Origin of the sequence: Microbacterium sp. LKL04 (assembly GCF_900102005.1) — a bacterium.
GTDB lineage: Bacteria > Actinomycetota > Actinomycetes > Actinomycetales > Microbacteriaceae > Microbacterium.
On record NZ_LT627736.1, the window covers coordinates 304,483 to 330,753 of the forward strand.

Sequence of the window (26,271 nt, forward strand, 5' to 3'; positions counted from 1 at the left end):
TCAGACGAAGGGACGACCATGACCGACGAGGTTCTCACTGCCGCCACGAGCATCGGCGACTGGCTCGACAGCGACGTAGGCGGTCCGCTCCTGCGCGGGCTGATCGCCGCCGGGGGCGGAACCGCGGAGTCCCTCGCGCCCGTGCGGGGACTCCCGCTGCAACAGCTCGTCGTCCTCAGTCAGGGCGCCATGCCCCAGGCAGCCGTCGACGACCTCGTGCGACAGGCGAACGGCGGTGTCATCCCCCAGAGCGAATCGATCGTTGGGGCCGAGCCGACCTCGGCCGGCCGTTTCGCCGGTAGGACCGTGATCGTGACCGGCGCGGCATCCGGCATCGGTCGGGCCACCGCCGGCCGTCTCGCCCGAGAAGGCGCCCGGGTGATCGCCACCGACATCTCCGCAGACCGCCTCGCCGAGTTCGCCGCATCGATGCCGGATGCCGACATCGTCACCGTGGCCGGCGACGTCACGACCCAGGAATCCATCGACGCCATCGTCGCCGCGGCCGGAGAGCGGATCGACGCGCTCGCCAACGTCGCCGGCATCAACGACGACTTCTCGCCGCTCGGGGAGACATCCGATGCCATGTGGGACCGCGTCATCGCCGTCAACGTCACCGGCCCGTTCAAGCTGACCCGCGCGGTTCTCCCCGCGATGCTGAAGGCCGGCGCCGGCTCGATCGTCAATGTCGCCAGCGAGGCCGCCCTCCGCGGCAGCGCCTCGGGCAACGCCTACACGACCAGCAAGCACGCCGTCGTCGGGCTCACCAAGAGCGCGGCCGTCATGTACGGGCCGAAGGGTCTGCGCGTCAACGCCGTCGCCCCCGGCGGGGTGGCCACCGGCATCCCCTTCCCCCCGAACGTCTCGGAGTACGGCCAGCAGCGCCTCGGTGCGTTCCACGGCACGATGCCCGGCGTCGCCACCCCGGAGCAGCTCGCCGCATCGATCACGTTCCTGCTCTCGGACGACGGCGTCAACATCAACGGCGTGGTGCTGGCCAGTGACGGCGGGTGGTCGGCGCAATGATCCGAGCGGATGCCGCCCCGCCTCTACGCTGGAGGGGTGGCATCCGTCCTGAACATCTCCGCCTACCTCTTCATGCACATCGCGGACCCCGCGTCGCTGCGTCCTGTGTTGTACGAGCGGGCGGAGGCGCGCGGACTCCGCGGCACGATCCTCCTCGCGGAGGAGGGCATCAACCTTTTCCTGGCGGGACCCGCCGAGGATGTGCGCGGGTTCGTGGACGAGCTGCGCACAGACGGGCGCTTCGCGTCGCTCACGACGAAGGAGAGCTGGTCGGACGAGCAGCCGTTCCGCAAGATGCTCGTCAAACACAAGCGCGAGATCATCCGGATGGATCGCCCCACGATCCGTCCTGACGCCGGCCGGGCTCCGGCCGTCGACCCGACGACGCTCCACCGCTGGCTCGAGGCCGGCGTCGACGACGACGGGCGCGAGGTCGTGCTGCTGGACACCCGCAACGCGTTCGAAGTCGACCACGGCACATTCTCGGGCGCCCTCGACTGGCGGATCGATAAGTTCACCGAGTTCCCCGAGGCCGCCGCCGCGCACCGGGACGAGCTCGTCGGCAAGACCGTCGTCAGCTTCTGCACCGGCGGCATCCGGTGCGAGAAGGCCGCGCTCGTCCTCCGCGAGGACGGAATCGACGCGCGTCAGCTCGAGGGCGGCATCCTCGGCTACTTCGAGCACATCGGCGCCGACGGGTTCGACGGCGACTGCTTCGTCTTCGACGAGCGTCGCACCGTCGACGCGTCGCTGCAGCCCACGGGCTGACCCGCGTCGGACGTCGGCGCTAGCCTCGTGCCATGCACCGGCTCACGAGGGACGAGGCGCGCCGCATCGCGGTGCGCGCGCAGCTGCTCGACGCGGATCGTCCCGGCGACGTCGTCGAAGTGGCGGAGCAGATCGCCGCGATCAAGATCGACCCGACCGCCGTCATCGCCCCCAGCGAGCAGTCGATCTGCTGGTCGCGGATCGGGTGGGCGTACGAGCCCGGCCAGCTGTCGAAGGCCGTCGAGGGCGATCGGCTGCTGTTCGAGTACGACGGGCACTTCCGCCCGGCATCCCTCCTCCCCGCTCTGCGCGCGATCATGCCGAGCCGCCGCCTGAGCGCCGCGACGGCGGCCTATCTCGAGGCGAATGCCGCCTTCCGCGCCGAGATCCTGCGCCGCCTCGACCGCGACGGTCCCCTGCCGGCATCGGAGATCCCCGACACGAGCGCGGTCCAGGCGAAGAACGAGAGCGGCTGGTACGGGGCGAACCAAGTGCCGCGGATGCTGGAACTGATGTCGTACCTCGGCGACGTCGCGATCAGTGGTCGCCTCGGACGGCAGCGGGTGTGGGACCTGCCCGAACGCGTCTACGGGGCGACGGATGCCGCGATGAGCCCGTCCGACGCCGAGGAGGCACTCGCGGGCCGGCGCCTGCAGGCCCTCGGCATCGCGCGGCAGAAGTCGCCGTGGTCCGGCGTCGGCACGGCCGGCGAGGAAGCCGAGGTGGAGGGGAGCTCGTGGCGCTGGCGCGTCGACCCCGAGGCGATCGCGGCCCTGGACGACGACCCGGGCGGGCGCGCGGCGATCCTCAACCCGTACGACCGGATGCTCTTCGACCGGCCGCGCCTGACCGAGCTGTTCGACTTCACCTTCGTCCTCGAGCAGTTCAAGCCCAAGCATCAGCGGGTCTACGGCTACTTCGCGCATCCGATCCTCGTCGGCGACCGTTTCGTCGCGCTCCTCGACGCAGCGCTCGACGAGAAGAAGGAGACGCTCGTGGTCGCCGCGGTCCACGAGCTCGCCCCGCTCGACGCGGACGAACGCGAGATGGTGCACGCCGAGATCCGGGACCTCGGCGAATGGCTCGGGGTCCCGGTCCGCGGACTGGAGTGAGACGGGTCAGCGCGCCAGGCGCAGGGTGACCAGCTGGAACGGCGACAGGTCGAGGCGGACCGTCCCGGTCGTCTCGCGGAGCGCCGTCGACTCGATCTCCCGCTCGAGCAGATCGGTCTGCGTGACGGCCGTCACCGCGAACCCTGCCGTCACCCGCGCCGTGCGGGACGACCCGAGCCCCTCGTAGAGTCGCACGATCACGTCGCCGGAACCGTCGTCGGCCAGCTTGACCGCCTCGACGACCACGCCCGGGTCGTCCAGCGTCAGCAGGGGCGCGACCTCATCCGCGCCGCGCACGGCGACAGGGGGCAGATTGAGGCGGAGCCCCTCGCCGATCGCGTCGGCGACCGTCGCGGACGGCAGGAGCGAGACCCGGAACTCGTGCGCCCCCTGGTCGGCCTCCGGGTCGGGGAACAGCGGAGCCCGAACGAGCGTCACGCGGGCGACCGTCCGTGCACCACCGTCGGCGCCCGGCGCGCGCTGCACGTCGTGACCGTAGGACGAGTCGTTGGCGACGGCGACCCCGTACCCGCCCTCGACGACGCGGATCCAGCGGTGCGCGACGGTCTCGAACTTGGCGGCATCCCATGTCGTGTTCGCGTGCACCGGGCGGGAGACGTGACCGAACTGGATCTCGGACTCGGCCCGTTCGGCGCGCACACGGAGGGGGAAGGCGATCTTCAGCATCTTCTGACGTTCGTGCCAGTCGAGCCGCAGGGCGATCTCGAGTGCGCCGGAGAACGGGTCGACGCTGTAGCGCTGCTCCAGCTCCGAGGAGCCGAACCGCCGGTGCACGACGAGGTCTGCACCGTCCGCGACGATCTCGACGACATCGGCGAGGGTCGTCCCGAGGGTGCCGTCCTCGGCGTCGATGTTCCAGGCGTCCCACTCGCGGGGCGTGTCGCGGAACAGCTGCAGCACGCCGGCGGGGAACGCCGGGTCGATGAGCTCCCGGCCGGTGGTGAGGTCGACGGCGCCCACGACGAGCCCGCGACCGTCGATCGCCCAGTGGAACCGTTCGTGCCGGAACGACCACCCGTCGCCGTCCCGTTCGGGAACGACGGGGAGGACGGATGCCGCCTCCGCGACGCCCAGCGCCGGGGCTCCGGCCAGCGGCATCGGCGCGGCGTTCACCGTGAGTGCGCGGTCGCCCTCGCCGGTGAGCGAACGCACCGCGGTGTCGATGATCTCCTGCAGCTCGGCGGCGACGCGCGCATAGGTCGCCTCGGCCTCCTGGTGCACCCAGGCGATCGAGGTGCCGGGCAGGATGTCGTGGAACTGGTGGAGCAGCACCGTCTGCCAGAGCGATCGCAGCTGTCCAGCCGGGTACGGCGCACCCGTGCGGACCGTGTCGACGGTCGCCCACAGCTCGGCCGCGCGGAGGAGATGCTCGCTGCGGCGGTTGCCGCGCTTCGTGCGCGCCTGCGCGCTGTAGGTGCCCCGGTGGTATTCGAGGTAGAGCTCACCCGACCAGACCGGCGGTTCCGTGTACTCCGCCTCGGCGTCGCTGAAGAACTGCGAGGGTGATCCGAGGCGGACGCGCGGCGACCCCTCGAGGTCTGCGGTGCGCCGCGCCGCCGCGATCATCTCGCGGGTCGGACCGCCGCCCCCGTCCCCCCACCCGAACGGGACGAGGGAGTGCGAGGCGTCCGCCTTCTCGGCGAACTGGCGTTCGGCGAGGGCGAGCTCGGCCGCCGACAGTTCGGAGTTGTACGTGTCAACCGGGGGGAAGTGCGTGAACACGCGGGTTCCGTCGATGCCCTCCCACAGGAAGGTGTGGTGCGGCATCCGGTTCGTCTCGTTCCACGAGATCTTCTGCGTGAGGAACCATCGCGACCCGGCGGCGGTGATGATCTGGGGGAGCGCGGCGGAGTATCCGAACGAGTCCGGCAGCCAGACCTCGAGTGGCTCGACGCCGAACTCCTCGAGGAAGAACCGCTTGCCCTCGACGAATTGACGCGCGAGGGCTTCGGAGCCGGGCATGTTCGTGTCCGATTCGACCCACATGCCCCCGACCGGGGCGAAGCGTCCGGCGGCGACGGCATCCTTCATCCGTCCGAACAGCTCGGGGTAGTGCTCCTTCATCCAGGCGTACTGCTGCGCCGACGACGCGGCGAAGACGAAGTCGTCCTCGGTGCGCATGAGGTCCAGGACGTTGGAGAAGGTGCGCGCCACCTTGCGCACCGTCTCGCGGATCGGCCAGAGCCAGGCGGAGTCGATGTGGGCGTGACCGACGGCGGTCAGCTGATGCGAAGACGGGGATGCCGGGGCTGCGAGCACGGCGCGGAGCGCGGCCCGACCCGCCGCGGCGGTGCCGGCGACGTCGTCGGGGTCGACCGCGTCGACGGCGCGTCCGAGCGCCGCGAGCACGCGGGCGTGGCGGGTGCGGTCCGGCTCGAGCTCGTCGACGAGGCCGCGGAGCGTCCAGATGTCCTGCTGCAGCTCCCACACGGTCTGATCGAGCAGGCCGAGATCGAGCCGTCGCAGCCGGTAGATCGGCTCGTCGCCGGCGGTGGCACGGTCGCCGAGGGGGGTCGCGGCGAAGGTGAAGGTCCCGGCGACGCTGGGGTTGCCGGCGGCTTCGATCCACAGGTCGATCACGTCGCCGTCGATCGGCACGGCGGCGTTCCGGGGTTCGATGGCCTTGACGATCGACCCGTCGGGGCGGAAGACGAGAGCTTCGGCTTGGAAGCCGGGACCGGAAGAGTCGAACCCGAGGTCGACGACGATCTCGGGACGCGTTCCCGGAGTGTCGCGCCAGGATGCCGGAACGCTGCCGGTGACGTGGAACCAGACCGTGCCCCACGGCCGCCCCCACGCGGTGCCCACCGGGACGGGGGCATAGTCCTGCGCGACCGCCTCGGCGAACGGCACGGGCTCGCCCGGGACCTCCCACGCCGTGATGTCCAGCGGAGCCGTGTCGCGGTAGAGCGCGGGGATCAGTCGGTCGCCGGCGAGCCGGTCGACCCGTTGCAGTGCGAGTCGGTCGTTGCGATGCATGGAGGACGTCTTTCGGGAGAGGTTCGGCGGGAGAGGGGCTGTTCGGGTCAGCCTTTGACGGCACCGGAGAGGGCGAAGGAGCCCCCGAGGCCGCGGGTGACGATGAGGTAGAGGCCGAGTACGGGGATCGAGTACAGCAGCGAGTACGCGGCCAGACGTCCATAGGCGACCGTGCCGTACTGGCCGAAGAACGAGTAGATGGAGACAGCCGCGGGCTGCCAGTCGGGGGTCAGCAGGAGAACGAACGGGACGAAGAAGTTGCCCCATGCCTGCAGGAACACGAAGACGAAGACGACGCTGAGCGCCGGGCGCATGAGCGGGACGACGACAGTGAGGAGCGCGCGCATGGCGCTCGCCCCATCGACCCACGCGGCCTCTTCGAGGCTCACCGGGACCGAGTCCATGAAGTTCTTCGTCATCCACAGTGCCATCGGCAGTGCGCTCGCGGCGAGGAACAGGGCGACCGCCCACGGCTGATTGATGAGCCGCATCTGCACGAACAGGCTGTAGACGGGGACCATGATCGCCGTGATCGGCAGGCAGCTCGCGAACAGCACCGAGTAGAGGAACGGAGCATTGAAGCGGGACCGGTAGCGCGAGAGCGGATAGGCGGCGAGGACGGATGCCACGACCGTCACCGCTGCCGCGCCGGTCGACAGCAACAGGCTGTTCAGGAGCGGGCGCAGCGTCAATTCGGGGGTCAGGACGTCCGTGAAGTTGTCGAGGGTGGGTTCCGCGGGCCACGCGACCTGGTAGGTCGCGGCGGAATCGATCGAGGCCAGGACGACCCAGGCGAGCGGCGCGGCGAAGATCACGCCGATCACCACGAGGACGAGGTTCGCCCAGAACCGCGTCGCTCCGCGCCGCGGCGACGCGATGCTGGCTGCGAGCGGGGACCGACGAGGTGGCGTCGCCACGCTCACGAGACGCTCCCTCGGCGGCGCAGCGACAGGACGTAGGCGAGCGAGAACACCGCGCCCAGAGCCAGCATGACGATCGCGATGGCGTTCCCGTAACCGATGTCCCCGAACGAGAACGCCTGCGAATAGGCGAACACCGGGAGCGTGGCGGACAGGTCGCCCGGCCCGCCCTTCGTCATGACCCAGATGAGCGTGAACACCGACAGCGTCTGGAGCGTCGTCAGGAGCAGGTTGGTGAAGATGGTGCCCGTGATCATGGGGAGCGTGATGAACCGCAGCCGCTGCCACGCCCCCGCGCCGTCGATCATCGCCGACTCGGTGACCTCGGGCGGGACGTCATCGAGGGCGGCTCGGTAGATCAGCATCGAGAACGCCGTCCCTCGCCACGTGTTCGCGAGGATGATCGCGAGCATCGGCAGCGCGTACAGCCAGTTCGGTCCGGCCACCCCGATGAGCGACAGCGCCCCGTTGAGGGTGCCGTCTGCCGACAGGAAGGCGTACCCGACGAAGGCTGCCACGATCTCGGGGAGCACCCACGCGGTCACGACGATCACCCCGACGGTGCCTGCGACGGCAGGGCTCCCGGCCCGGAAGAGGACCGCCAGCAGGAGTCCGAGCACGTTCTGGCCGATGATCGCCGACCCCACGACGAAGAGCACGGTCAACAGCACCGAGAGGGGGAGGACCGGGTCGGTGAAGAGCCTCGCGAAGTTGTCGAGGCCGACGAACTCCGGCTTCGCCGCACTCACGCCGGTAAGGGCCCGGTCGGTGAGCGACCCGCCGACCGCCCATGCGATGGGACCGGCGAGGAAGACGACGAGGAGCCCGACGGCCGGCAGCATCGGCAGCGCCCGGGTCGGCGTGACGCGAGCGCCCACCCGCGTCCGGGCGCGCCGCGGCGCGGGCGCCGCCGGATGGGGATGGCGCGCGAGGGTCGTTGTCATGCCGTCACTCGGTGATGACTCCGTCGTCACCGGCGATCTTCCGCACGGCGTCGTCGTAGGCGGCGGCGGCTTCGGCGGGCGACTTCTGCCCCGTGATCACGGCCTCCGTCGCCTCCTGCGCGGCGACCGAGACCTGCGGGTAGTCGCTGTTGGCCGGGCGGAAATGGGTGACCGAGACGGCATCCGTCACCGCCTTCACGAACGGGTTCGACTCGAGGTAGGTCGGCTCCTGCGCCACGTCCGTCCGGACCGCGATCTGCGCGTTGTTGATCGCGTACCAGAGCGCGTTCTCCTTGTTGACGACCGTCGTCATGAACTCGAACGCGAGGTCGGGCACATCGGTCTGCGCGGAGGCGGCGAGCGTCCAGCCGCCGGACATGCTGACGCCTCCGGGCTCCTGGCCGTCCTGGGTCGGGAACAGCGCCACGCCCATGGTGTCGGCGTACTCGGGCCAGGCGAAGTCCCCGCCCTCCGCCCAGAAAGACGGCGTGTACGAGCCTTCGACCGTCGCGCCGAGGGTGCCCTGGGGGAACCAGTCTCCGAAGACCGCCTGCCACACGTTGGGGTCGAGAGCCTTGTCGGGGCTGACCGCGTAGCCCTCGTCGTACAGCGTCTGGAGGAAGGTCAACGAGTCGACGAAGCCCTGCGAGCCGACAACCCATTTGCCGGAGTCGTCGTCGAACAGGCCCGTCCCGTCGCCCGTACCGTAGAGCAGCTCGTAGAAGCTCTGCATCACGGTGCCCTCGCCGGTGCCGGTGCCGGCGTACATGTTGAACGGCACGACATCCGGGTCGCTCTGCGTGATCTGCGCGGCGGTCGCCAGGATGTCGTCCCAGCTCTCGGGCTGCCAGGGTGTGCTGACGCCCGCCTTCTCGAGGACGTCCTTGTTGTACCAGATGACGCGGGTGTCCGTACCCAGCGGCAGTGCGTAGGTGCTGCCGTCCTCGCCCTGTCCCGCGGTGCGACCCGCGTCGTCGAACATCTCCCAGTCATCCCATGAGTCGAGCTTGTCGTCGAGCTTCAGGAGGTACCCGGCCTCGATGTCGCTGCGGACGGCGAACGTGTCCTCGTAGAAGACATCCGGTGCGGTGTCGGGCGAGGCCAGCGAGAGCTGGAGCCGGGTCTTGTAGTCGTCGTCCGTCGCGGTGATCGGCTGCAGTTCGACGGTGATCCCTTCGTGGGATGCCTCGAACTCCTTCTTCGCCGTCTGCATCAGCTCGTCGAGGACGGTGAAGGAATCGGTCTTGGAGTAGACGACCGTGACGGTGTCACCGGCGTCGTCGCCGCCGTCCGCGGTGCATCCGCCGAGAAGGAGGACGGCGGCCGATGCGGCTGCGATGGATGTGACGGCGTTGCGAACTCTCACGGGGCCCCCTCGCTCCGAACGATGATGCCCGCACTCCGTGTCCGGACACGGTAAGTCAATCCAGTGGACATAGCCGAGTCAAGGCGCCGCGGCGACTGTGACGTGAATGACATCACGCGGTCGGCACGAGCAGCGACGTCGGCCGGGGGGTGAGTGCCTCGTCGAGGATGAGGCAGGCCGCACCGATCGCTCCGACGTCGGATCCGAGCGCGGTCCCCGACACGACGACCGGGTGGACGCCCCTCGCCGCACGGAGCTCGTCGAGACGAGGTGGCACCGTCTCTGCGAGCACGTGCTCGAGGCGTCCCCAGAAGGGCCCACCGAGGACGATCCGGTCGACGTCGAGAAGATTCGAGACGACGGCCAACGCCCGCGCCATGTGTTCGCTGCAGCGGGCGAGGAGAGTCTGTGCGACCGCGTCGCCGCCATCGGCGCGTGCCACGAGTCGGGTGAGCGCGGCATCCAACTCGGTCGGATCGTCCCCCGTGCGTTGAGCGTCGATGATGCCCCGCCGCTCGGCCTCCTCGATGAGGGGGAGGGGCGCACAGCTCACCGCGATGCAGCCGCGCATTCCGCATGCGCAGGGCAGGCCGTCGGGGTCGACGACGATGTGTCCGATCTCGCCGGCGTTGCCCGATCCGCCTCGGACGACCTCGTCGCCGATGACGAGCCCGACGCCGAGGCCCGTGCCGACGTACAGGAATGCGAAGTTCTGCGCGCCGCCCGGAGCAGCGATCCACTTCTCCGCCACCGCCGCAGCCGTCACATCCTTCTCGAGGAGGACGGTGAGGCCGGTGGCACCCGCCACCGCGTCGCGCAGCGGCACGCGGTCCCACCCGGCGAGGTTGGGCGGGTCGAGGACGATGCCGCGCTCGACGTCGATCGGCCCCGGGGCCGCGATGCCGAGGCCGACGATGCGGCTCCGGTCGATTCCCGAGCCGGTGAGGGTCATCTCGATGTCCTGCGTCAGGACCTCGACCGTGTCGGACGGGTCCTGAGCGAGGGGAGTGGCGCGGGCGTGCCGTGCGATGACCTCGCCGTCGATCGACAACAGGACGACGGTGATGAGCCCCGGATCGAGGTGCACCCCCACGGCGTACCGGCTGCTGCCGACCAGGCGCAGGGTCGTGCGGGGCTTGCCGCGTCCGGAACTCGTGCGGCCCGCCTCTTCGACGATGCCCGCGTCCAGCAGCCGCTGCACGATGTTCGAGACCGTCTGCGCCGACAACCCGGTCGCATCGGCCAACTCGACACGGCTGTAGCCGTGCGATCGACGGATCTGGTCCAGCACGACGGCCTCGTTGTATCCGCCGACGCTCGGTTGGTTGGCTCCGCGTCTGGCCATGAGTGAACCTGCTTTGCTCCAAAGGGCGGTTGATCGAGACTAGCGTGCCGCTCTGATCGGCGGCGATCCCGCGGCATCCGCACTACATTCGTGGCATGCCCGCTGCATCTGCGTTCTCCTCTCGCACGCTCGACGACGGCGCCGTGCTGCGCGTCGCCGCGCCCGGCGACGAGGCCGGCATCCTCGCTGCCATCCATGCGCTCGCCGCGTACGAACGGGAGCCGGATGCCGTGCGCACGACGACCGCCGACCTGACGGCGTCTCTGTTCGGCGACGACCCGAAAGCCTTCGCGCACGTGATCGAACGGGGCGGTGAGATCCGCGCCATCGCCGTGTGGTTCCTGACCTTCTCGACCTGGACCGGACGCCACGGGATCTGGCTGGAGGACCTCTTCGTCGACGAGGCCGATCGCGGCCGCGGTTACGGGACCGCCCTCCTCGCCTCGCTCGCCTCGGTCGCGCTCGAGCGCGGATATCCGCGACTCGAATGGACGGTCCTGGACTGGAATGCGCCGGCCGTAGGGTTCTACCGTTCGATCGGCGCCGAGGCCATGGACGAGTGGACGACGCAGCGCATGACCGGCGAGGCGCTCACCGCCCTCGCGGCCCGCTGACGCGTCTCAGGACAGGGGCGTGATCGTGACGGGCTCGCCGAGACCCGTGAGGTGCTGCGTCACCGTCGCGGTGCGACCCAGGAAGCCGGTCGTGGATTCGGCGGCGACGGGGCGACCGTCGGCGGTCAGCCACAGCGTGTAGGAATCGATCGGGATGTCGTACCACGAGTACGCCGCGCCGCTCTCGAGACGGTAAGCGTCGACCGATCCGCCATCCGGGGTCTCGACCTTCTCCGGAGCATCGGACACCGACCAGCTCTCGCCCGCCCCGATGAGGTCTCCCATGAAACCGGGGTCCGAGAAGACCCGGTACACCTCGGCGGTGGAGCCGGCGGCCTGGGATCCGGCGTCGGAGGCGCCCACATCGGCGACGACCGGCCCGTCTCCCTCGTCGAGCAGCATGACACCGTCGACGAAGCTGATGGCGGCAGGGCCCGCCCCGGTCTCGAGATCGCCGCGGAACTCGAACGCGGGGTCGTAGTGATAGACGACCGTGCCCGCCAGTTCGTCGCCGTCGATGGTCAGGGTGCCTGAGTCGTAGCGGACGAGCGTCGCCTGGATGCACGGTCCGAGATCGGCGCCGGCGACCGTTCCGGCGCTGAGATCCAGGGTCTCGCACTCCGGCGGGGTGTCCACGGCCGGAGCCGCTGTCGTGGGAGAGGGGGCCGGTTCCGTCGCGGTCGGAGAGGGGGCGGGCGCGCCGCTCGCCGACGACGCGGGAGGAGCGGGCGTGGTCTGACCCGTGCACCCGGCGAGGGCGAGGGTGAGGGCGACCGCGGCGACGGGCAGCGGCAGGACAGAGGTGCGCACGGTGCGGCTCCTTGCGTCGGAGTGGCGGAGTCGCCGACGAGCCTACCCGCCGCCTATCGGTCCGACGCAGGAGACGCAAGCCCCTGCTGCCGATCGGCCGGCTCGCTCGATGATGGGTCGCACATTCCGACGAGAGGAGAACCGTGGCCAGCATCATCGAAACCGTCGACGTCACCGTGCCCGTGTCGACCGCGTACAACCAGTGGACCCAGTTCGAGTCCTTCCCCCACTTCCTCAGCTACGTGCAGTCGATCACCCAGATCGACGAGACGACGACGCGCTGGAACGTGAAGATCGGCGGAGCGGAGCGGGAGTTCACCGCTCACATCACCGAACAGCACCCCGACGAACGCGTCGCGTGGAAGAGCGTGGACGAAGATCACGCCGGCGTCGTCACCTTCCACCGCTTGAGCGACACCGAGACGCGAGTGACCGTGCAGCTCGACTGGAAGCCCGAGGGCTTCGTCGAGACCGTCGGCGCCGCGATCGGCATCGACGACCATGCGGTGAGGAAGGACCTGCAGAAGTTCAAGGAGTTCATCGAATCCCGCGGCGCTGAGACCGGTGCCTGGAGAGGCGACGTGGGCTGAGCGGACGGCGCGTCCGATCGCTCCTCGACGGCCCGGTGGTGCATTCCACCGGGCCGTCGTGGCACGGTGGAGGCATGAGCACTCTCTCCGTCGACGGCCGCGCTCGCCGCCTCCGCGACCTCCACGCCGCCCCCGAGATCCTCCGCGTCGTCAACGTGTGGGACGTGATCTCCGCGAAAGCCGTCCTGGCCCTGCCGGAGACGCGCGCCATCGCCACGGCGGGTCACTCCATCGCCGCATCCTTCGGATACGACGACGGCAGCATCCCGCTCGAGACGACCCTCGACATGGTCGGGCGCATCGTCGCCGCGGCCGGCGACGTGCCGGTGTCGGCCGACCTCGACGACGGGTACGCCGACACGGCCGACACCGTTCGGCGCGCGATCGGTGTCGGCATCGCCGGGGCGAACATGGAAGACCGGCTCCGTCCCTTCGACGAGTCCGTCGCCCGGGTGGCTGCCGCCGTCCGGGCCGCTGAGGCGGAGGGGGTCCCGTTCGCCCTCAACGCCCGGACCGACGCGTTCGTCCGCGGCGGCGACCGCCCGCTCGAGGAATCGATCGCGGATGCCGTCGCCCGCGGCCGCGCTTTCATCGACGCGGGTGCCGATGTCGTCTTCGTGCCCGGCCAGCTCGACGCCGAGACGACGGCGCGGCTCGTCGAGGGCATCGGCCGCGTGAGCGTGATCGGCCTTCCCGGTGCCCTCCGCGCGGCGGAGTACGAGAAGCTCGGCGTCGCCCGGATCTCGTACGGCCCGCTCACGCAGCGCGTCGCCCTGACCGCCTACCAGGACCTCGCCGCCGATCTGTACCGGGACGGCGTGATCCCCGACAGCACGCGAGCCCTCAACTGAGCCCCGTGTGATGGATGCCGCCGGCCCGACCGGTGCGCGAGGCGCGCGGAGCCTGCGTGGTAGGCTCTCCCGTTGGAAGCGTGTCCGAGCGGCCGAAGGAGCATGGCTGGAATCCATGTAGGCGGGGTAACTCGTCTCGCAGGTTCAAATCCTGTCGCTTCCGCCAGAGCGAAGCCCCGCACCTCGAGGTGCGGGGCTTCGTCGTTCCCGGCGTCCCGGATGTCAGCGCCCGAGCGGCGTCGCCTCGGCGAAGGTCGAGCCGGGACGGATGACGAGGGACCGGGGGAGCAGTCGCCCGACGAGGCGTCGGGACGCCGACACGGAGGCGAACAGTCCGGAGCGGACAGCGGCGGCATCCGTCGTCAGCTCCGTCCCGTCGGTGTCGGCGAACGATCCGGGCAGGGCATAGCTCGACCGTTCGACCGCGCTCACCAGACGCTCCACCGCCGCCTCCGGGGCGCCGTGGTCGCGCCGGAGCCGGTCGCCGAACGCCCGAGGGGATTCGGAATCGGGGACCGGGATGCCGAGGTCGATCGCCGCTTCCTGGACGAGACGCCACGCCGCCCCGGCGCTGCCCCGGCGGGCCTGCGTCACGCGCCTCCGGAACAGCGCCGCGCGGACGAGGGCGGGCAGGGCGAGCACGAGCAGAGCGCCGAGCAGGATGCCGATAGCCGGCAGGACCCGCAGGATCGAGAACGTCGTCGCCTGCGGGGTGCCCGCCGTGGGGTCCTCTTCGGGGCGGGGCGCCGAGGATGCGGTGGGGGTCGGCTCCGCGGCGGCCGTCGGCGTCGGCGTCGGCTCGGGCTCGTTCGACGTGTCCTGCTCGGAGGTGAACCGCTGGGCCACGCCGAGGCTCTTCGTCGGTTCGAAGGGGACCCAGCCGATGCCGTCGAAGAAGATCTCGGGCCAGGCGTGCAGCTGGGCCGTGGTGGCCTGATACACCCGTTGGTCGTCGACGACGTCGCCGGTGGGCAGACCGGGCAGGAAGCCGACGACGACCCGCGAGGGCATGTCGAGGGTCCGCGCCATGATCGCGAACGCCGACGCGAAGTGCACGCAGTACCCGGACCGGACCTGGAGGAAGGTCGAGACGGCTTCGATCCCCGATCCGTCGAAGCCGTCCTCGACGGGTGCGTCGAGGGAGTAGTCGAACTCGGGACCTCGGAACCACGACTGCAGCGCGAGCAGACGGTCGTAGTCGTTCGACGCGTCGGCGGTGACCTCGGCGGCCAGTTCCGCGATCTCGGGTGAGGTGTCGGCGGGCAGGTCGCGGGCCTGCCGCGGTCCGCCGCTCGCCTCGGCGGCCCGTGCCTGCTCGAGGGTGGGCCGAGGTGTGCGGCTGACGACCTCGAACTGCTGCCCGCGCGCGGCCGTCGAAGGGGAGACGACCGTCCCGTTGGCGGGGGCGATCCGCCAGAGCCCCGTCACCCCGTCGACCGAGACGGCGTCGGCGGGCACCGGCAACTGGGCCGACGACAGGTCGAGCACCTCGACTGTGCGTCGCTCCTCGGCGATCTCGATCCCGTCGCCGGCGGCGTCCTCGGGCGACCATTCGTCGAGCGGCACCGAGCGGCTCCGATCGGGCTGCCAGGAATCGCCCTCGAGCTCGGTCAGCGTGGCCACGCGGAGGTAGGCCGGGGCGGACGCAGCGCTCCACTGCTTGACCACCGGCACCTCGGCGGGGCGGCGGAGGTCGTCGCCGAGATTCAGGGACGCGTCGATTCGCGTGCCGCCGCCCAGCCCGCCGCTGGGCGCGGCGGGTGAGGGGAGAGCCGGTGCGGCGATGACGGCGATGACGACGGCGGATGCCGCGATCACGGCCGCGACCGCGCCGACACCGCCACGCGGCGCGGCCGTCGACCGGGTCCGGTCGCGTCCGCGCGTTTCGGTGCGCAGCAGCCACAGGAGCGCGAGCGCAAGAAGGGTGAACGCCCAGAGATCGATCGGGCGGGGGACGGCGAGCGTCGGGATCAGCCAGACGGCGATCAGTGCGACACCGGCGAGCAGCGGCATCCGTGCCGTCAGGACGACGTGATCGAGCGCGATGGCGAGCAGCCCGACGGCGCCCACGATGAGGAAGGTCAGCGACGCGGACGCGTCGATGGGGGCGACCCCCACCGCGATGTCGTTGCTCGCGATCTCGATCAGTCGCGGCACCCGGGCGAACGCCTCGCCCGACGGGACGACGAACAGCCACGCCACGTCGGAGAAGAAGACGGCTGTCATGATCGCGGTCCACACCGCCGCGAGGATGAGGGTGACGAGCACGGCGCTCACCCGCAGACGACGCAGCAGGTAACCCGCTCCGAGGAGCACCGCCGCGAGCACGAACGCGAGCGCCGCCCACGCACCTCCGGAGACCACGGTGAACAGCGGGACGAGGGATGCCACCAGGGCCAGCAGCAGCGCCGTCGTCGACAGGCCGTCGTGCCGAGGGCGCGTCGCCTCGCTGAGCTCATCCGACATGGCCGCGTAACCCTTCCATCCCGGGGACGCCGGACCAGAGCGATTCGAGTTCGTCCTCGGGCTCGAGGCTGTGCACGCGCCATCCCGTCTCGCGCGCCACGCGGAGCGCGTCGCCCGCCCCGGCGAGGGCGAACAGCACCGGCATGCTGGTGTGGCCCACGATCGGAGCCAGGGACGCGGCATCCGCCGGATAGATCTCCCCGGTGATGACGACGACGGGCCCCAGAGTCGCCCCGGCGAACAGCGGGGCGAGGTCTGTCAGGGCGCCGGCGCGGCTCGCCGTGAGTGTGGCGAACGCTGTCGTCATCGCCTCGAGCGCAGCGGTGTCGCCACCCTCGATCGGGTCGAAGAGCTCCGTCCCGTCGACGTCGATGACCGCGACGCTGTACCCCTCACGGATGAAGCGCGCGGCGGCCGAGACGACCGTCGAGACGGCTGCCTCGAAGTCGAGGTCCTCGCCGGGGGAGCGCAGCGCGTCTGCGCTCCATCTCGCGACCGCTCGGTCGAAGACGATGACCGCCTCGGGGTTCGACTCGCGTTCCTCCTGCCGCACCATGAGTTCGCCGCGGTGAGCGCTGGCCCGCCAGTGGATGCGGCGCATCGAGTCGCCGGGGGCGTAGGCGCGGGGAATGAGGTTGTCGGCGCCCTGGCCGAGCTTGTCGGTGACCGACTGCATGGTTCCGCCCGCTGCTCCCGGGAAGTCGTCGAACATCTCCAGCGCCACCACGGCCGGGGCGATCGTGAGGGGGACGGCTCCGCCGAGCTCCTGCCGGCGGCGAGACAGGCCGAAGGGATCTGTGGTCTCGACCACGAGCGGCCCGATCGGGCGGACACCGCGCCGCCGGGCGCGCACGCGGTAGGAGATGTCGACGCGGTGGCTGCCCGAGACGAGACCGGATCGCAGCGCCGGGTAGACACCGGTCGGTTCGCCCTCGACGCCGCGAGGCAGTCGATCGTGCCAGGTGCCGACGATCGTCGGCAGGACCGAGCGCGACTCGATGCGCACGCGCACATCGACGTCGGCCCCGACCGAGGCGACGGGCGGCGCGAACGAGCGGCGGACGCCGTCGGCGCGGTGACCGAGCCACAGTGAGGCGAAGGAGAGGCCGACCGCGGCCACCAGCAGGACGCCGAAGAAGAGGAGCGCCGGAACGCCGAACGCGGGAGCGAGGATGAACGCCGCGAATGCGAGCACGATCGCGCCCGTGCCTCGGGGGGTGAGCGGCCACCGTGTCATGGGGACGTTCGCTCAGCGCGCGGCGACCGGCACGCGCACCGACCTGACGATCTGCTCGAGAGCCGCCGCGACCAGGTCGACTCCGCCTCGTCCGCGCGAGACCGCGGCGCCGCGCGCGGCGATCAGACGGTGGGCGAAGACGGGCTCGAGCAGCGACACGAGGTCGTCGGGGATGACGTATTCGCGGCCTTCGAGCGCCGCCCAGACCTTCGCCGCCCGGACGAGCTGCAACGTCGCGCGAGGGCTGGCGCCGAGGCGCAGATCGCCGTGCTCGCGCGTCGCGCGCGACAGTGCGACGGCGTATTCCTCGACGGCGGGCGAGACGTGCACGGTCCGAGTCCACGCGATGAGCGCGGACACGCGGTCCGCGGTGGTCACGGCGCGGATGGCGTCGAGCGGGTTTCCGGTGTCGCGCTGACGCAGCATGAGCGCTTCGTTCTCAGCATCCGGATACCCCATCGAGATGCGCATCATGAACCGATCCCGCTGGGCTTCGGGGAGGGCGTAGGTGCCCTCCATCTCGAGCGGATTCTGCGTCGCGACGACGAGGAAGGGCTCGGGCAGGCCCCGGCTCGTGCCGTCGACGGTGACCTGCCGCTCCTCCATCGCCTCGAGCAGAGCGGACTGCGTCTTGGGCGATGACCGGTTGATCTCGTCGGCGATGACGATGTGGGCGAAGATCGCGCCCGGTTTGAAATCGAACCGGCCCTCGGACTGGTCGTAGACGCTCACGCCGGTCACGTCGCTGGGCAGCAGGTCGGGCGTGAACTGGATGCGGCGCACGGTCGCCTGGATCGAGCTGCCCAGTGCCCGCGCGAGCATCGTCTTGCCGACTCCCGGAACGTCTTCGATGAGCAGATGACCCTCGGCCAGGAGGCAGATGAGCGCGGCGCGCACGGCGTGCGGCTTGCCGTCGATGACCTTCGACACCGAATCGACGAGCGCGGCGGTCGTCTCCGCGAATGCGGTCGCGTCGACTCGGGTCGTCGCCCGCATCGGGGCCTGGCCTTCCGGCGCCGTCATGGTCGTCTGGTCGTCGGTCATCCGTCCCCCTCACGCGGTGGGCGCAGCAGCGCGCCAGGACCGATGCTAACCCGGCGTCGCTGGGCGGCGGCCGACGTCGGGTAGACTTGCAGCAGCTCTCCGCGAGACGGCACCCAGGCCAACTCCCCCAGGACGGAAACGTAGCAAGGGTAACCGGGCTCTGCCGGGTTCGCGGAGAGTCTTTCTTTTGCCCTGATGCCGTTCGGCGAGATGGGGCGGCACCCAGCCGGTGCATGGGCCGCGAGCCTAGGCTGGGAGCGTGGCTCAGAGCATCTACATCACCTCCGCCGAAGGTCACTCCGGCAAGTCGACGATCGCCCTGGGTGTCCTCGACACCCTGAGCCGTCGGTCGCCGCGCGTCGGGGTGTTCCGAGCGATCGCCCGGTCCACCGAGGAGCGCGACTACGTGCTCGAGATGCTCCTGGACCACGACGGCGTCGACCTCGGCTACGACGAGTGCATCGGCGCCACCTACGACGAGGTCCGCGCCGACCCCGATGCCGCCCTCGGTCGCATCGTCGAGCGGTACAAGGCCGTCGAAGCCCAATGCGACGCCGTCGTCATCATCGGCAGCGACTACACCGACGTGGGGAGCCCCGCCGAGCTCGGCTACAACGCGCGGATCGCCGCGAACCTCGGGGCTCCGGTCCTCGTCGTGTTGTCGGGGCAGCCCGCCGACGGTGAGCGGTCGACGGATGCCGCGGGCCTGTCCCCCGAGCAGGTGGGGAACCTCGCCACGCTCGCCCTGGCCGAGCTCAAGCACGAGCGTGCGGGGATCTTCGCGGTCGTCGTCAACCGCGCCGACCCCGACCGACTCGACGACATCGTCTCCGCCGTGCGGCGTGTGCCCGCCGCCGAGGGCGACATCGGCGTCTGGGCGATCCCCGAGGACGCCTACCTCGTGGCGCCCTCGGTTCGTGACGTCGCCCGATCGCTGGACGCGACCCTCATGAAGGGTGACGAGGCCCTGCTCGAGCGGGAGGTGCTCCACGTCGTCGTCGCGGGGATGTCGCTCAACAACGTCCTGCCGCGTCTCGAAGAGGCGGCCATCCTCGCCGTGGCTGCCGACCGCACCGAGGTGCTGCTCGCAGCGCTGCTGGCCAACGCGTCCGGCACCTTCCCGTCGCTGTCGGGCATCGTCCTCTACGGACCCTTCGAGCTGCCCGAGCACGTCGAGCGGTTGATCGACGGTCTCGACTCGAACCTCCCGATCCTCGCGACCGATCAGGGCACCTATGAGACCGTCCGCGGAATCATGAGCGCACGCGGTCGCCTCGCCGCCCACTCGCAGCGCCGCTACGACACCGCCCTGTCGCTGTTCGACCAGCACGTCGACACCGACGACCTGCTGCGACGAATCGGCCTCGCGAGCTCGAGTGTCGTCACGCCGCTCATGTTCCAGTACGGCCTCATCGAGCGGGCGCGCAGCGAGCGGCGCCGCATCGTGCTGCCCGAGGGGAGCGACGACCGCATCCTCCGCGCCGCCGCGACGGCCCTCGCGCGGGGCATCGCCGACATCACGATCCTCGGTGAGCCCATCGAGGTGCGCTCCCGCGCGCTCGAACTGGGTCTCGACATCCAGGCCGCCGAGGTCCTCAGCCCGTTCGACGCCGTCCACGTCGACAAGTTCGCCCGGGAGTACGAGCGGCTGCGCGCCCACAAGGGCATCACGTTCCGCCAGGCCGCCGACACCGTCACGGACGTCTCCTACTTCGGCACGCTCATGGTGCACCTGGGGCTCGCCGACGGCATGGTCTCGGGTGCGGCGCACACGACGGCGCACACGATCCGTCCCGCGTTCGAGATCATCAAGACGAAGCCGGGTGTGGACGTGGTCTCGAGCGTGTTCCTCATGGCGCTCGCCGACCGTGTGCTCGTCTACGGGGACTGCGCCGTGATCCCCGACCCGACCGCCCCGCAGCTCGCCGACATCGCCGTGTCGTCAGCCGCGACGGCGGACCAGTTCGGGATCTCGCCGCGGGTCGCGATGCTGTCGTACTCGACGGGGGAGTCCGGCTCCGGCGCCGACGTCGAGAAGGTCCGCGAGGCCACCGCGCTCGTGCGCGAGCGCGCCCCGAAGCTTCTCGTCGAAGGTCCCATCCAGTACGACGCCGCGACCGATGCCGCCGTCGCCGCGACGAAGATGCCGGGGTCGGACGTCGCGGGCCGTGCCACGGTCTTCGTGTTCCCCGACCTGAACACCGGCAACAACACGTACAAGGCCGTGCAGCGCTCGGCGGGCGCCGTCGCGATGGGGCCGGTCCTGCAGGGTCTCAACAAGCCCATCAACGACCTCTCCCGCGGAGCGCTCGTCGAGGACATCGTGAACACGATCGCGATCACCGCGATCCAAGCCCAGAACGCGGCGGATGCCGCAGCCCCGGAGACCCGCGCATGACCCCCGTCCTCGTCATCAACAGCGGCTCGTCGTCGTTCAAGTACCAGCTCGTCGACGTCGAGACCGAGCGGGCTCTGGCCTCCGGGCTCGTGGAGCGGATCGGCGAGGCGACCGGCGTCGCCACGCACACCGTCTTCTTCGCCGGGGAGGGAGCCGGCGTCACCGCGACGAAGGCGACGACGCGCATCGAGCGCCCGATCCCTGACCACACGACAGGCTTCGCGGTCATGCTCGACGCCTTCGACGCTCAGGGCCCGTCCCTCGAGCGGGACCGCCCCGTCGCCGTCGGCCATCGCGTCGTCCAGGGCGGTGCGCGCTTCTTCGAGCCGACGCTCGTCACCCCGCTCGTCGAGATCAACATCGACGAGCTCTCGGCCCTCGCGCCACTGCACAACCCCGGGGCGCTCCAGGGCATCCGCGCGGCGCGGGCGGCGTTCGCCGACGTGCCCCACGTCGCCGTGTTCGACACCGCCTTCCACCAGACGATGCCGGCGGCGGCATATACGTACGCCATCGACCGCGAGACGGCGCAGAAGCACCGCATCCGCAAGTACGGCTTCCACGGCACGAGCCACAAATTCGTGAGCGAGGCGGCCGCCGCCTTCCTCGGTCGGCCCCTCTCCGACCTTTCCCAGATCGTGCTGCACCTCGGCAACGGTGCCTCCGCGACCGCGATCCGCGGCGGCGAGTCGGTCGACACATCGATGGGGCTCACTCCGCTCGAAGGCCTCGTGATGGGAACCCGCTCGGGCGACATCGACCCCTCCGTCCTCGGCGTCCTCGCCCGGCGCGAGGACATGACACCGGGGGAGCTCGACTCGTTCCTCAACAAGAAGAGCGGGCTGCTCGGCCTCGCCGGCGCCTCCGACATGCGCGACATCGACTCGCGCCGCCGAGAGGGGGATGCCGACGCGAGCCTCGCCTTCGACGTCTACATCCACCGGCTCCGCGCCTACATCGGCGCCTATCTCGCTCAGCTCGGCGGCGCCGACGTCATCTCGTTCACGGCGGGCGTGGGCGAGAACTCCGCTGTCGTGCGCGCCGCCGCGCTCGACACCTTCGGCTTCGCCGGGGTGCGACTGGACGCCGAGCGCAACGCCTCGAGCGAGCGCGGCATCCGGGTCATCTCCACCGACGACTCGCCCGTCACCGTCCTCGTCGTCCCCACCGACGAGGAACTCGAGATCGCCCGCCAGGCCCACGCGGTCGCGACGGCGTGACGGATACGCTGTACCGGTGACGATGGCCGACCTCCCCGATCTCACCCGCTACGACGGCGTCCTCTTCGACCTCGACGGCGTGCTGACGCCCACGGCCGAAGTCCACATGCACGCCTGGGAGAGCATGTTCACCGAGCTGTTCACCGCCTGGGGCATCGAACCGGCCTACGCCGAGGGCGACTACTTCGAGCACCTCGACGGCAAGAAGCGCTACGACGGCGTCGCGAGCCTCCTGCGCTCCCGTGACGTCGAGGTCCCGTGGGGCGATCCGTCCGACGATCCGTCGGCCGACACGGTGTGCGGCATCGGCAACCGGAAGAACCTCGTGTTCGAGCGTGTCCTGCGCGCCGAGGGGATCGCCGCCTACCCCGGATCGCTCGCGCTCGTCGAGAAGCTCCAGGCAGCCGGCATCCCGATCGCCGTCGTCTCCAGCTCGAAGAACGCCCGCGAGGTCCTCACCGCCGCGGGGATCGTCGACCGCTTCCCGGTCATCATGGACGGCGTCGTCGCCGAGACCGAGCACCTGGCCTCCAAGCCCGCGCCCGACGTGTTCGCTCGTGCCGCCGAGATGCTCGGCGTCGATCCGGCGCAGAGCGCTGCGGTCGAGGACGCGCACTCGGGCGTGCGCTCGGCCGCTGCCGCCGGGTACGGTCTCGTGGTGGGTGTCGACCGAGGCGCGGGCGCGGACGCGCTGCGCGAGGCCGGCGCCCACGTCGTCGTCGACGACCTCGCCGTCTTCGTCTGACGCGTCAGACCCCCGGCATCCCCTTCACTTCTCGTCCTGTCTCCCGAAAAGGACCCTTCATGATCGATCGTCAGCGCTTCCCCGTGGACCCGTGGCGTCTCGTCGAGACGTCGTTCTCCCTCGATGATCCCGGCGTCACCGAGACCATCTTCGCCGAAGGGAACGGCTACCTGGGGCTGCGCGGCAACCACCCCGAGGGGCGCCACGCGCACGAGCACGGCACGTTCCTCAACGGGTTCCACGAGGTGTTCCCCATCCGGCACGCCGAGCGCGCCTTCGGGTTCGCCGAGGTCGGGCAGACGATCATCAACGCTCCCGACAGCAAGGTCATGCGGGTCTACGTCGACGACGAGCCGCTCTCGCTCGACATCGCGGACCTCCGCGAGTACGAGCGCGCCCTGGACATGCGACGGGGCGTCCTCACCCGCCATGTCCGCTGGATGACCCCGAGCGGCAAGGACGTCGTCGTCGACTACGAACGGCTCGTGTCGTTCGAGGAGCGGCACGTCGCCGTCATGCGGATCTCGGTGACCGTCCTCAACGCCGACGCCCCCGTCACCGTCAGCTGCCAGCTGATCAACCGACAGGACGGCCAAGACGTCTACGGCGGCGCCGCGCACGGCGCGAAGGCCGAGGCCGGGTTCGACCCGCGGAAGGCCGACGGGTTCAACGGCCGCGTGCTTCAGCCCGAGGAGTACTGGCAGGACGGCGACCGCTCGGCGCTGTCGTACAAGGTGACCGAGTCGGGCATGACCGTCGCCGTCGTCGCCGACCACCTCGTCGAAACCGAGAACGAGTACTCCTCCCGGTCGCTCGTCGAGCCCGACATCGCCAAGAACGTCTTCCGCGTGCAGGCCCGCCAGGGCGTACCCGTCACGATCACGAAGGCCGTCGCGTACCACACGTCCCGCGGCGTCCCCGCCCGTGAGCTCGTGGAGCGCGGTCGCCGCACCCTCGACCGCGTCGAGCACGAAGGCATCCAGAACCTGTTCGATCGTCAGCAGGCGTGGATCTCGGCGTTCTGGGAGCGTTCGGACGTCGTCATCGAGGGGCACGACGATCTTCAGCAGGCGACGCGCTGGTGCCTGTACCAGCTCGCCCAGGCGGCCGCCCGCGCCGATTCGCTCGGCGTGCCGGCGAAGGGCGTCACGGGCTCGGGGTACAGCGGCCACTATTTCTGGGACACCGAGGTCTACGTCCTGCCGTTCCTCGCGTACACGACGCCGCTCTGGGCGCGGAACGCGCTCCGGATGCGGTACCTCATGCTCCCCGCCGCTCGGAAGCGTGCGGGGCAGCTGAACGAGGCGGGCGCCCTCTTCCCATGGCGGACGATCAACGGCGAGGAAGCCTCGGCCTACTACGCGGCGGGCACCGCGCAGTACCACATCAACGCCGACATCGCCTTCGCCCTCGGCAAGTACGTCCGCGCGACGGGGGACACGGAGTTCCTCTACCGCGAAGGCGTCGACATCCTCGTCGAGACGGCGCGTCTGTGGGCGACGCTCGGGTTCTGGCGGTTCACCGAGACGGGCGACCCCGAGAGCTTCCACATCCACGGTGTGACCGGGCCCGACGAGTACACGACGGTCGTCAACGACAACCTCTTCACGAACGTCATGGCCCGTTACAACCTGCGCTACGCGGCGCGGGTCGTCCGCGAGATGTCCATCGACCAGCCCGAGGCGTATCGCGCGATGGCCGAGCGTCTCGATCTCGACGAAGCCGAGCCCGTCGCGTGGCAGAGTGCCGGCGAGGCCATGCACATCCCGTACAGCGAGGCACTCGGCATCCACCCGCAGGATGCGGTCTTCCTCGAGCGGGAGGTGTGGGACCTCGAGAACACCCCCGAGGAGCAGCGTCCGCTGCTGCTGCACTTCCACCCGCTCGTGATCTACCGCTACCAGGTGCTCAAGCAGGCCGACGTCGTGCTCGCGCTCTTCCTGCAGGGCAACCAGTTCACGCCCGCCGAGAAGCTCGCCGACTTCGAGTACTACGACGCGCTGACGACAGGCGACTCGACGCTGTCCGCCGTCGTTCAGGCGATCCTCGCGGCGGAGGTCGGATATCAGGACCTCGCGCTCGAGTACTTCCGGGAATCGGCCTTCGTCGACCTCGGCGACCTGCACGCGAACGCCTCGGACGGCGTGCACGTCGCCTCCGCGGGTGGGGTGTGGACCGCGCTCGTCGCCGGATTCGGCGGCATGCGGGACCACCGGGGCGCGCTGACCTTCGATCCGCGCCTGCCCGCAGACTGGCCCTCGCTGTCCTACACGCTCCACTGGCACGGCACGCGCCTGCAGGTCACGGTCCGCCGTGACGAGATGGTCGTCAGCGCCGGCGACGGCGACGCCGTGTCGTTCACGGTCCGCGGCGCGGGCTACACGGTCGCGGGCGGAGAGACGGTGACCGTTCCGCTCGACGGCCAGGGCCCCGTCATCCCGGGGCGGCCGACGCTGCAGCAGATCGGCGAGCAGCTCCGTGAGGACGGCACGCTCCTATCCGCCTCGGTCCCCGACGCGACGGCCGCGACCTCGGTTCCGGTCCACACCGGCACGATCCCGGTCGTGACGGTCGATCCGGAGGGGACGGATGCCGCGGACGAGATCGCGGCCGACGCCGACACCCGCACGCAGCAGATCCCGACGCTGGGCGCCGGTGAGGTGACCGCGCGGGTCTGAGCTCAGTCGGCGGCGCGGTCGCGGACGATCATCCGGACCGCGTCGCGACCGGCGCGGTTCGCACCGACCGTCGACTGCGACGGGCCGTACCCGATGAGGAACAGGCGCGGCTCGTCGATCGCGCGGGTGTCGCGCACGCGGACGCCGCCGGCCGCGGTGCGCAGCCGCAGCGGTGCGAGGTGCGCGATGTCGGCGCGGAAACCGGTGGCCCAGAGGATGACGTCCGCGGGCTGGAGGGTGCCGTCGGGCATCCGTACGCCCTCCGGTTCGATGGCGGTGAACATCGGATGCCACACCAGGGCGCCGCGGTCCTCTGCGGCCTCCGCCCACGGCGACCAGTGAGCGCCCGTGACCGAGACGACGCTCCCCGGCGGCAGCCCCTGCCGGACGCGTTCCTCCACGCCCGCGATCGCCTGGATCCGCGCGGCCGTATCGAACCCGGTCGCGTCCCACTGGGGCTCGGTGCGCGACACCCAGAATGTGTCGGTCACCTGCGAGATCTCGTCGAGCAGTTGGATCGCCGAGACCCCGGCACCCACGATGACGACGCGCTGATCACGGAACTCCTCGGCGGACCGGTAGTCGTGGACGTGCAGCTGACGCCCCGCGAACGAGCTCTGCCCGGGGTAGGTCGGCCAGAACGGCTTCCGCCACGTCCCGGTGGCGTTGACGACGTATCGCGCCGACCACGAGAGCGGGCCGTCGGCATCCTGCGCATCCACCGTCAGCAGCCCGCGCGGATCGTCGTCCGCGCGTCGGACCGCGCGGACTCGGACGGGGCGTCGCACGCGCAGGTCGAACCGATCCTCGTACGCGGCGAAGTAGGCGGGCAGGACCTCGCGGCTCGGGGCCTGTGGATCGGCCGGCGGCACGGCGTAACCGGGCAGTTCATGGATGCCGTTCACCGTCCCCATGCGCAGGGTCGCCCAGCGATGCTGCCACGCGCCGCCGGGCTCGGACTCGGCGTCGAACACGACGAAGGTGGGCGAGCCGTCAGCGTCGCCGAGAGGGACGAACCCGCGGCGACGCAGGTGGTACGCAGCGCTCAGTCCCGCCTGACCTGCGCCGATGACGAGGACATCGACGGGCGCGGGGGGCATGGTCGCTGCAACGCCCGCCGGGGGCGCGCTGTTCCCG

The 26,271-nt window shown here is 70.6% G+C and carries 20 protein-coding genes, 1 tRNA gene and 1 other RNA gene; 12 read left to right on the forward strand and 10 right to left on the reverse strand.

The window, feature by feature from the left end:
- Positions 1-18 precede the first annotated feature (18 nt).
- From BLP38_RS01520 to BLP38_RS01530, 3 genes are read left to right on the forward strand one after another with little or no spacing between them, the layout of a single operon-like run.
- Positions 19-1,026: an SDR family NAD(P)-dependent oxidoreductase gene (locus tag BLP38_RS01520; protein ID WP_091351966.1), complete on the forward strand. Its 1,008-nt coding sequence runs from the start codon at positions 19-21 to the stop codon at positions 1,024-1,026.
- Positions 1,027-1,062: 36 nt separating this feature from the next.
- Entirely contained in the window at positions 1,063-1,794 is a 732-nt protein-coding gene (locus BLP38_RS01525) for a sulfurtransferase (RefSeq protein WP_091351968.1), read from the forward strand.
- 32 nt (positions 1,795-1,826) lie between these two features.
- Positions 1,827-2,906, forward strand: coding sequence for a DNA glycosylase AlkZ-like family protein (locus BLP38_RS01530; RefSeq protein WP_091351970.1), 1,080 nt, complete (start codon positions 1,827-1,829; stop codon positions 2,904-2,906).
- A gap of 6 nt (positions 2,907-2,912) precedes the next feature.
- Here the strand turns inward: BLP38_RS01530 and BLP38_RS01535 are convergent, their stop codons facing one another.
- From BLP38_RS01535 to BLP38_RS01555, 5 genes are all read right to left on the reverse strand, one after another.
- On the reverse strand, positions 2,913-5,906 hold the full coding sequence (locus tag BLP38_RS01535) for an alpha-mannosidase (protein ID WP_091351972.1): 2,994 nt from the start codon (positions 5,904-5,906) through the stop codon (positions 2,913-2,915).
- A gap of 47 nt (positions 5,907-5,953) precedes the next feature.
- On the reverse strand, positions 5,954-6,829 hold the full coding sequence (locus tag BLP38_RS01540; RefSeq protein ID WP_091351973.1) for a carbohydrate ABC transporter permease: 876 nt from the start codon (positions 6,827-6,829) through the stop codon (positions 5,954-5,956).
- On the reverse strand, positions 6,826-7,770 hold the full coding sequence (locus BLP38_RS01545) for a carbohydrate ABC transporter permease (protein WP_091351976.1): 945 nt from the start codon (positions 7,768-7,770) through the stop codon (positions 6,826-6,828). The genes BLP38_RS01540 and BLP38_RS01545 overlap by 4 nt, the downstream gene beginning before the upstream one ends.
- Before the next feature lie 4 nt (positions 7,771-7,774).
- Positions 7,775-9,136: an extracellular solute-binding protein gene (locus BLP38_RS01550; protein WP_091351978.1), complete on the reverse strand. Its 1,362-nt coding sequence runs from the start codon at positions 9,134-9,136 to the stop codon at positions 7,775-7,777.
- Between the two features lie 112 nt (positions 9,137-9,248).
- The gene (locus BLP38_RS01555) at positions 9,249-10,481 is read right to left on the reverse strand and encodes an ROK family transcriptional regulator (protein ID WP_231916542.1); all 1,233 of its coding nucleotides are present in this window, start codon (positions 10,479-10,481) and stop codon (positions 9,249-9,251) included.
- A 95-nt stretch (positions 10,482-10,576) separates the two neighbouring features.
- Here BLP38_RS01555 and BLP38_RS01560 point away from each other — a divergent pair, with 95 nt between their 5' ends.
- Positions 10,577-11,095: a GNAT family N-acetyltransferase gene (locus BLP38_RS01560; protein ID WP_172824641.1), complete on the forward strand. Its 519-nt coding sequence runs from the start codon at positions 10,577-10,579 to the stop codon at positions 11,093-11,095.
- A 6-nt stretch (positions 11,096-11,101) separates the two neighbouring features.
- Here the strand turns inward: BLP38_RS01560 and BLP38_RS01565 are convergent, their stop codons facing one another.
- Positions 11,102-11,905: a hypothetical protein gene (locus BLP38_RS01565; protein WP_091351982.1), complete on the reverse strand. Its 804-nt coding sequence runs from the start codon at positions 11,903-11,905 to the stop codon at positions 11,102-11,104.
- A gap of 143 nt (positions 11,906-12,048) precedes the next feature.
- Between BLP38_RS01565 and BLP38_RS01570 the strand changes: the two genes are divergently transcribed.
- The 3 genes from BLP38_RS01570 to BLP38_RS01580 all read left to right on the forward strand — a co-directional run bounded on the left by BLP38_RS01570 (position 12,049) and on the right by BLP38_RS01580 (position 13,512).
- Complete coding sequence (locus tag BLP38_RS01570) at positions 12,049-12,495, forward strand: SRPBCC family protein (protein ID WP_091351984.1); 447 nt, start codon at positions 12,049-12,051, stop codon at positions 12,493-12,495.
- Between the two features lie 74 nt (positions 12,496-12,569).
- Positions 12,570-13,346, forward strand: a complete 777-nt coding sequence (locus tag BLP38_RS01575) for an isocitrate lyase/PEP mutase family protein (RefSeq protein ID WP_091351994.1) — start codon at positions 12,570-12,572, stop codon at positions 13,344-13,346.
- 74 nt (positions 13,347-13,420) lie between these two features.
- Positions 13,421-13,512, forward strand: a tRNA-Ser gene (locus tag BLP38_RS01580).
- A 56-nt stretch (positions 13,513-13,568) separates the two neighbouring features.
- On the opposite strand, the gene BLP38_RS01585 is transcribed toward BLP38_RS01580, so the two are convergent.
- The 3 genes from BLP38_RS01585 to BLP38_RS01595 are packed head-to-tail and all read right to left on the reverse strand — an operon-like array spanning position 13,569 to position 18,093.
- The gene (locus BLP38_RS01585) at positions 13,569-15,812 is read right to left on the reverse strand and encodes a DUF3488 and transglutaminase-like domain-containing protein (RefSeq protein WP_091351996.1); all 2,244 of its coding nucleotides are present in this window, start codon (positions 15,810-15,812) and stop codon (positions 13,569-13,571) included.
- Entirely contained in the window at positions 15,802-17,049 is a 1,248-nt protein-coding gene (locus tag BLP38_RS01590) for a DUF58 domain-containing protein (RefSeq protein ID WP_091351998.1), read from the reverse strand. The genes BLP38_RS01585 and BLP38_RS01590 overlap by 11 nt, the downstream gene beginning before the upstream one ends.
- Before the next feature lie 12 nt (positions 17,050-17,061).
- Entirely contained in the window at positions 17,062-18,093 is a 1,032-nt protein-coding gene (locus BLP38_RS01595) for an AAA family ATPase (protein WP_172824642.1), read from the reverse strand.
- A 90-nt stretch (positions 18,094-18,183) separates the two neighbouring features.
- Between BLP38_RS01595 and ffs the strand changes: the two genes are divergently transcribed.
- The 5 genes from ffs to BLP38_RS01620 all read left to right on the forward strand — a co-directional run bounded on the left by ffs (position 18,184) and on the right by BLP38_RS01620 (position 25,134).
- An RNA gene (gene ffs / locus BLP38_RS01600) (signal recognition particle sRNA small type) lies at positions 18,184-18,280 on the forward strand.
- Positions 18,281-18,352: 72 nt separating this feature from the next.
- Positions 18,353-20,491, forward strand: a complete 2,139-nt coding sequence (pta, locus tag BLP38_RS01605) for a phosphate acetyltransferase (RefSeq protein WP_091352008.1) — start codon at positions 18,353-18,355, stop codon at positions 20,489-20,491.
- Complete coding sequence (locus tag BLP38_RS01610; protein WP_091352009.1) at positions 20,488-21,711, forward strand: acetate/propionate family kinase; 1,224 nt, start codon at positions 20,488-20,490, stop codon at positions 21,709-21,711. The genes pta and BLP38_RS01610 overlap by 4 nt, the downstream gene beginning before the upstream one ends.
- Before the next feature lie 22 nt (positions 21,712-21,733).
- Positions 21,734-22,456, forward strand: a complete 723-nt coding sequence (locus BLP38_RS01615) for an HAD family hydrolase (RefSeq protein ID WP_091359418.1) — start codon at positions 21,734-21,736, stop codon at positions 22,454-22,456.
- 59 nt (positions 22,457-22,515) lie between these two features.
- A complete protein-coding gene (locus BLP38_RS01620) occupies positions 22,516-25,134 on the forward strand; it encodes a glycoside hydrolase family 65 protein (protein WP_091352011.1) in 2,619 nt (872 codons plus the stop codon).
- A 2-nt stretch (positions 25,135-25,136) separates the two neighbouring features.
- Here the strand turns inward: BLP38_RS01620 and BLP38_RS01625 are convergent, their stop codons facing one another.
- The gene (locus tag BLP38_RS01625) at positions 25,137-26,234 is read right to left on the reverse strand and encodes an NAD(P)-binding domain-containing protein (protein ID WP_091352013.1); all 1,098 of its coding nucleotides are present in this window, start codon (positions 26,232-26,234) and stop codon (positions 25,137-25,139) included.
- Positions 26,235-26,271 lie beyond the last annotated feature (37 nt).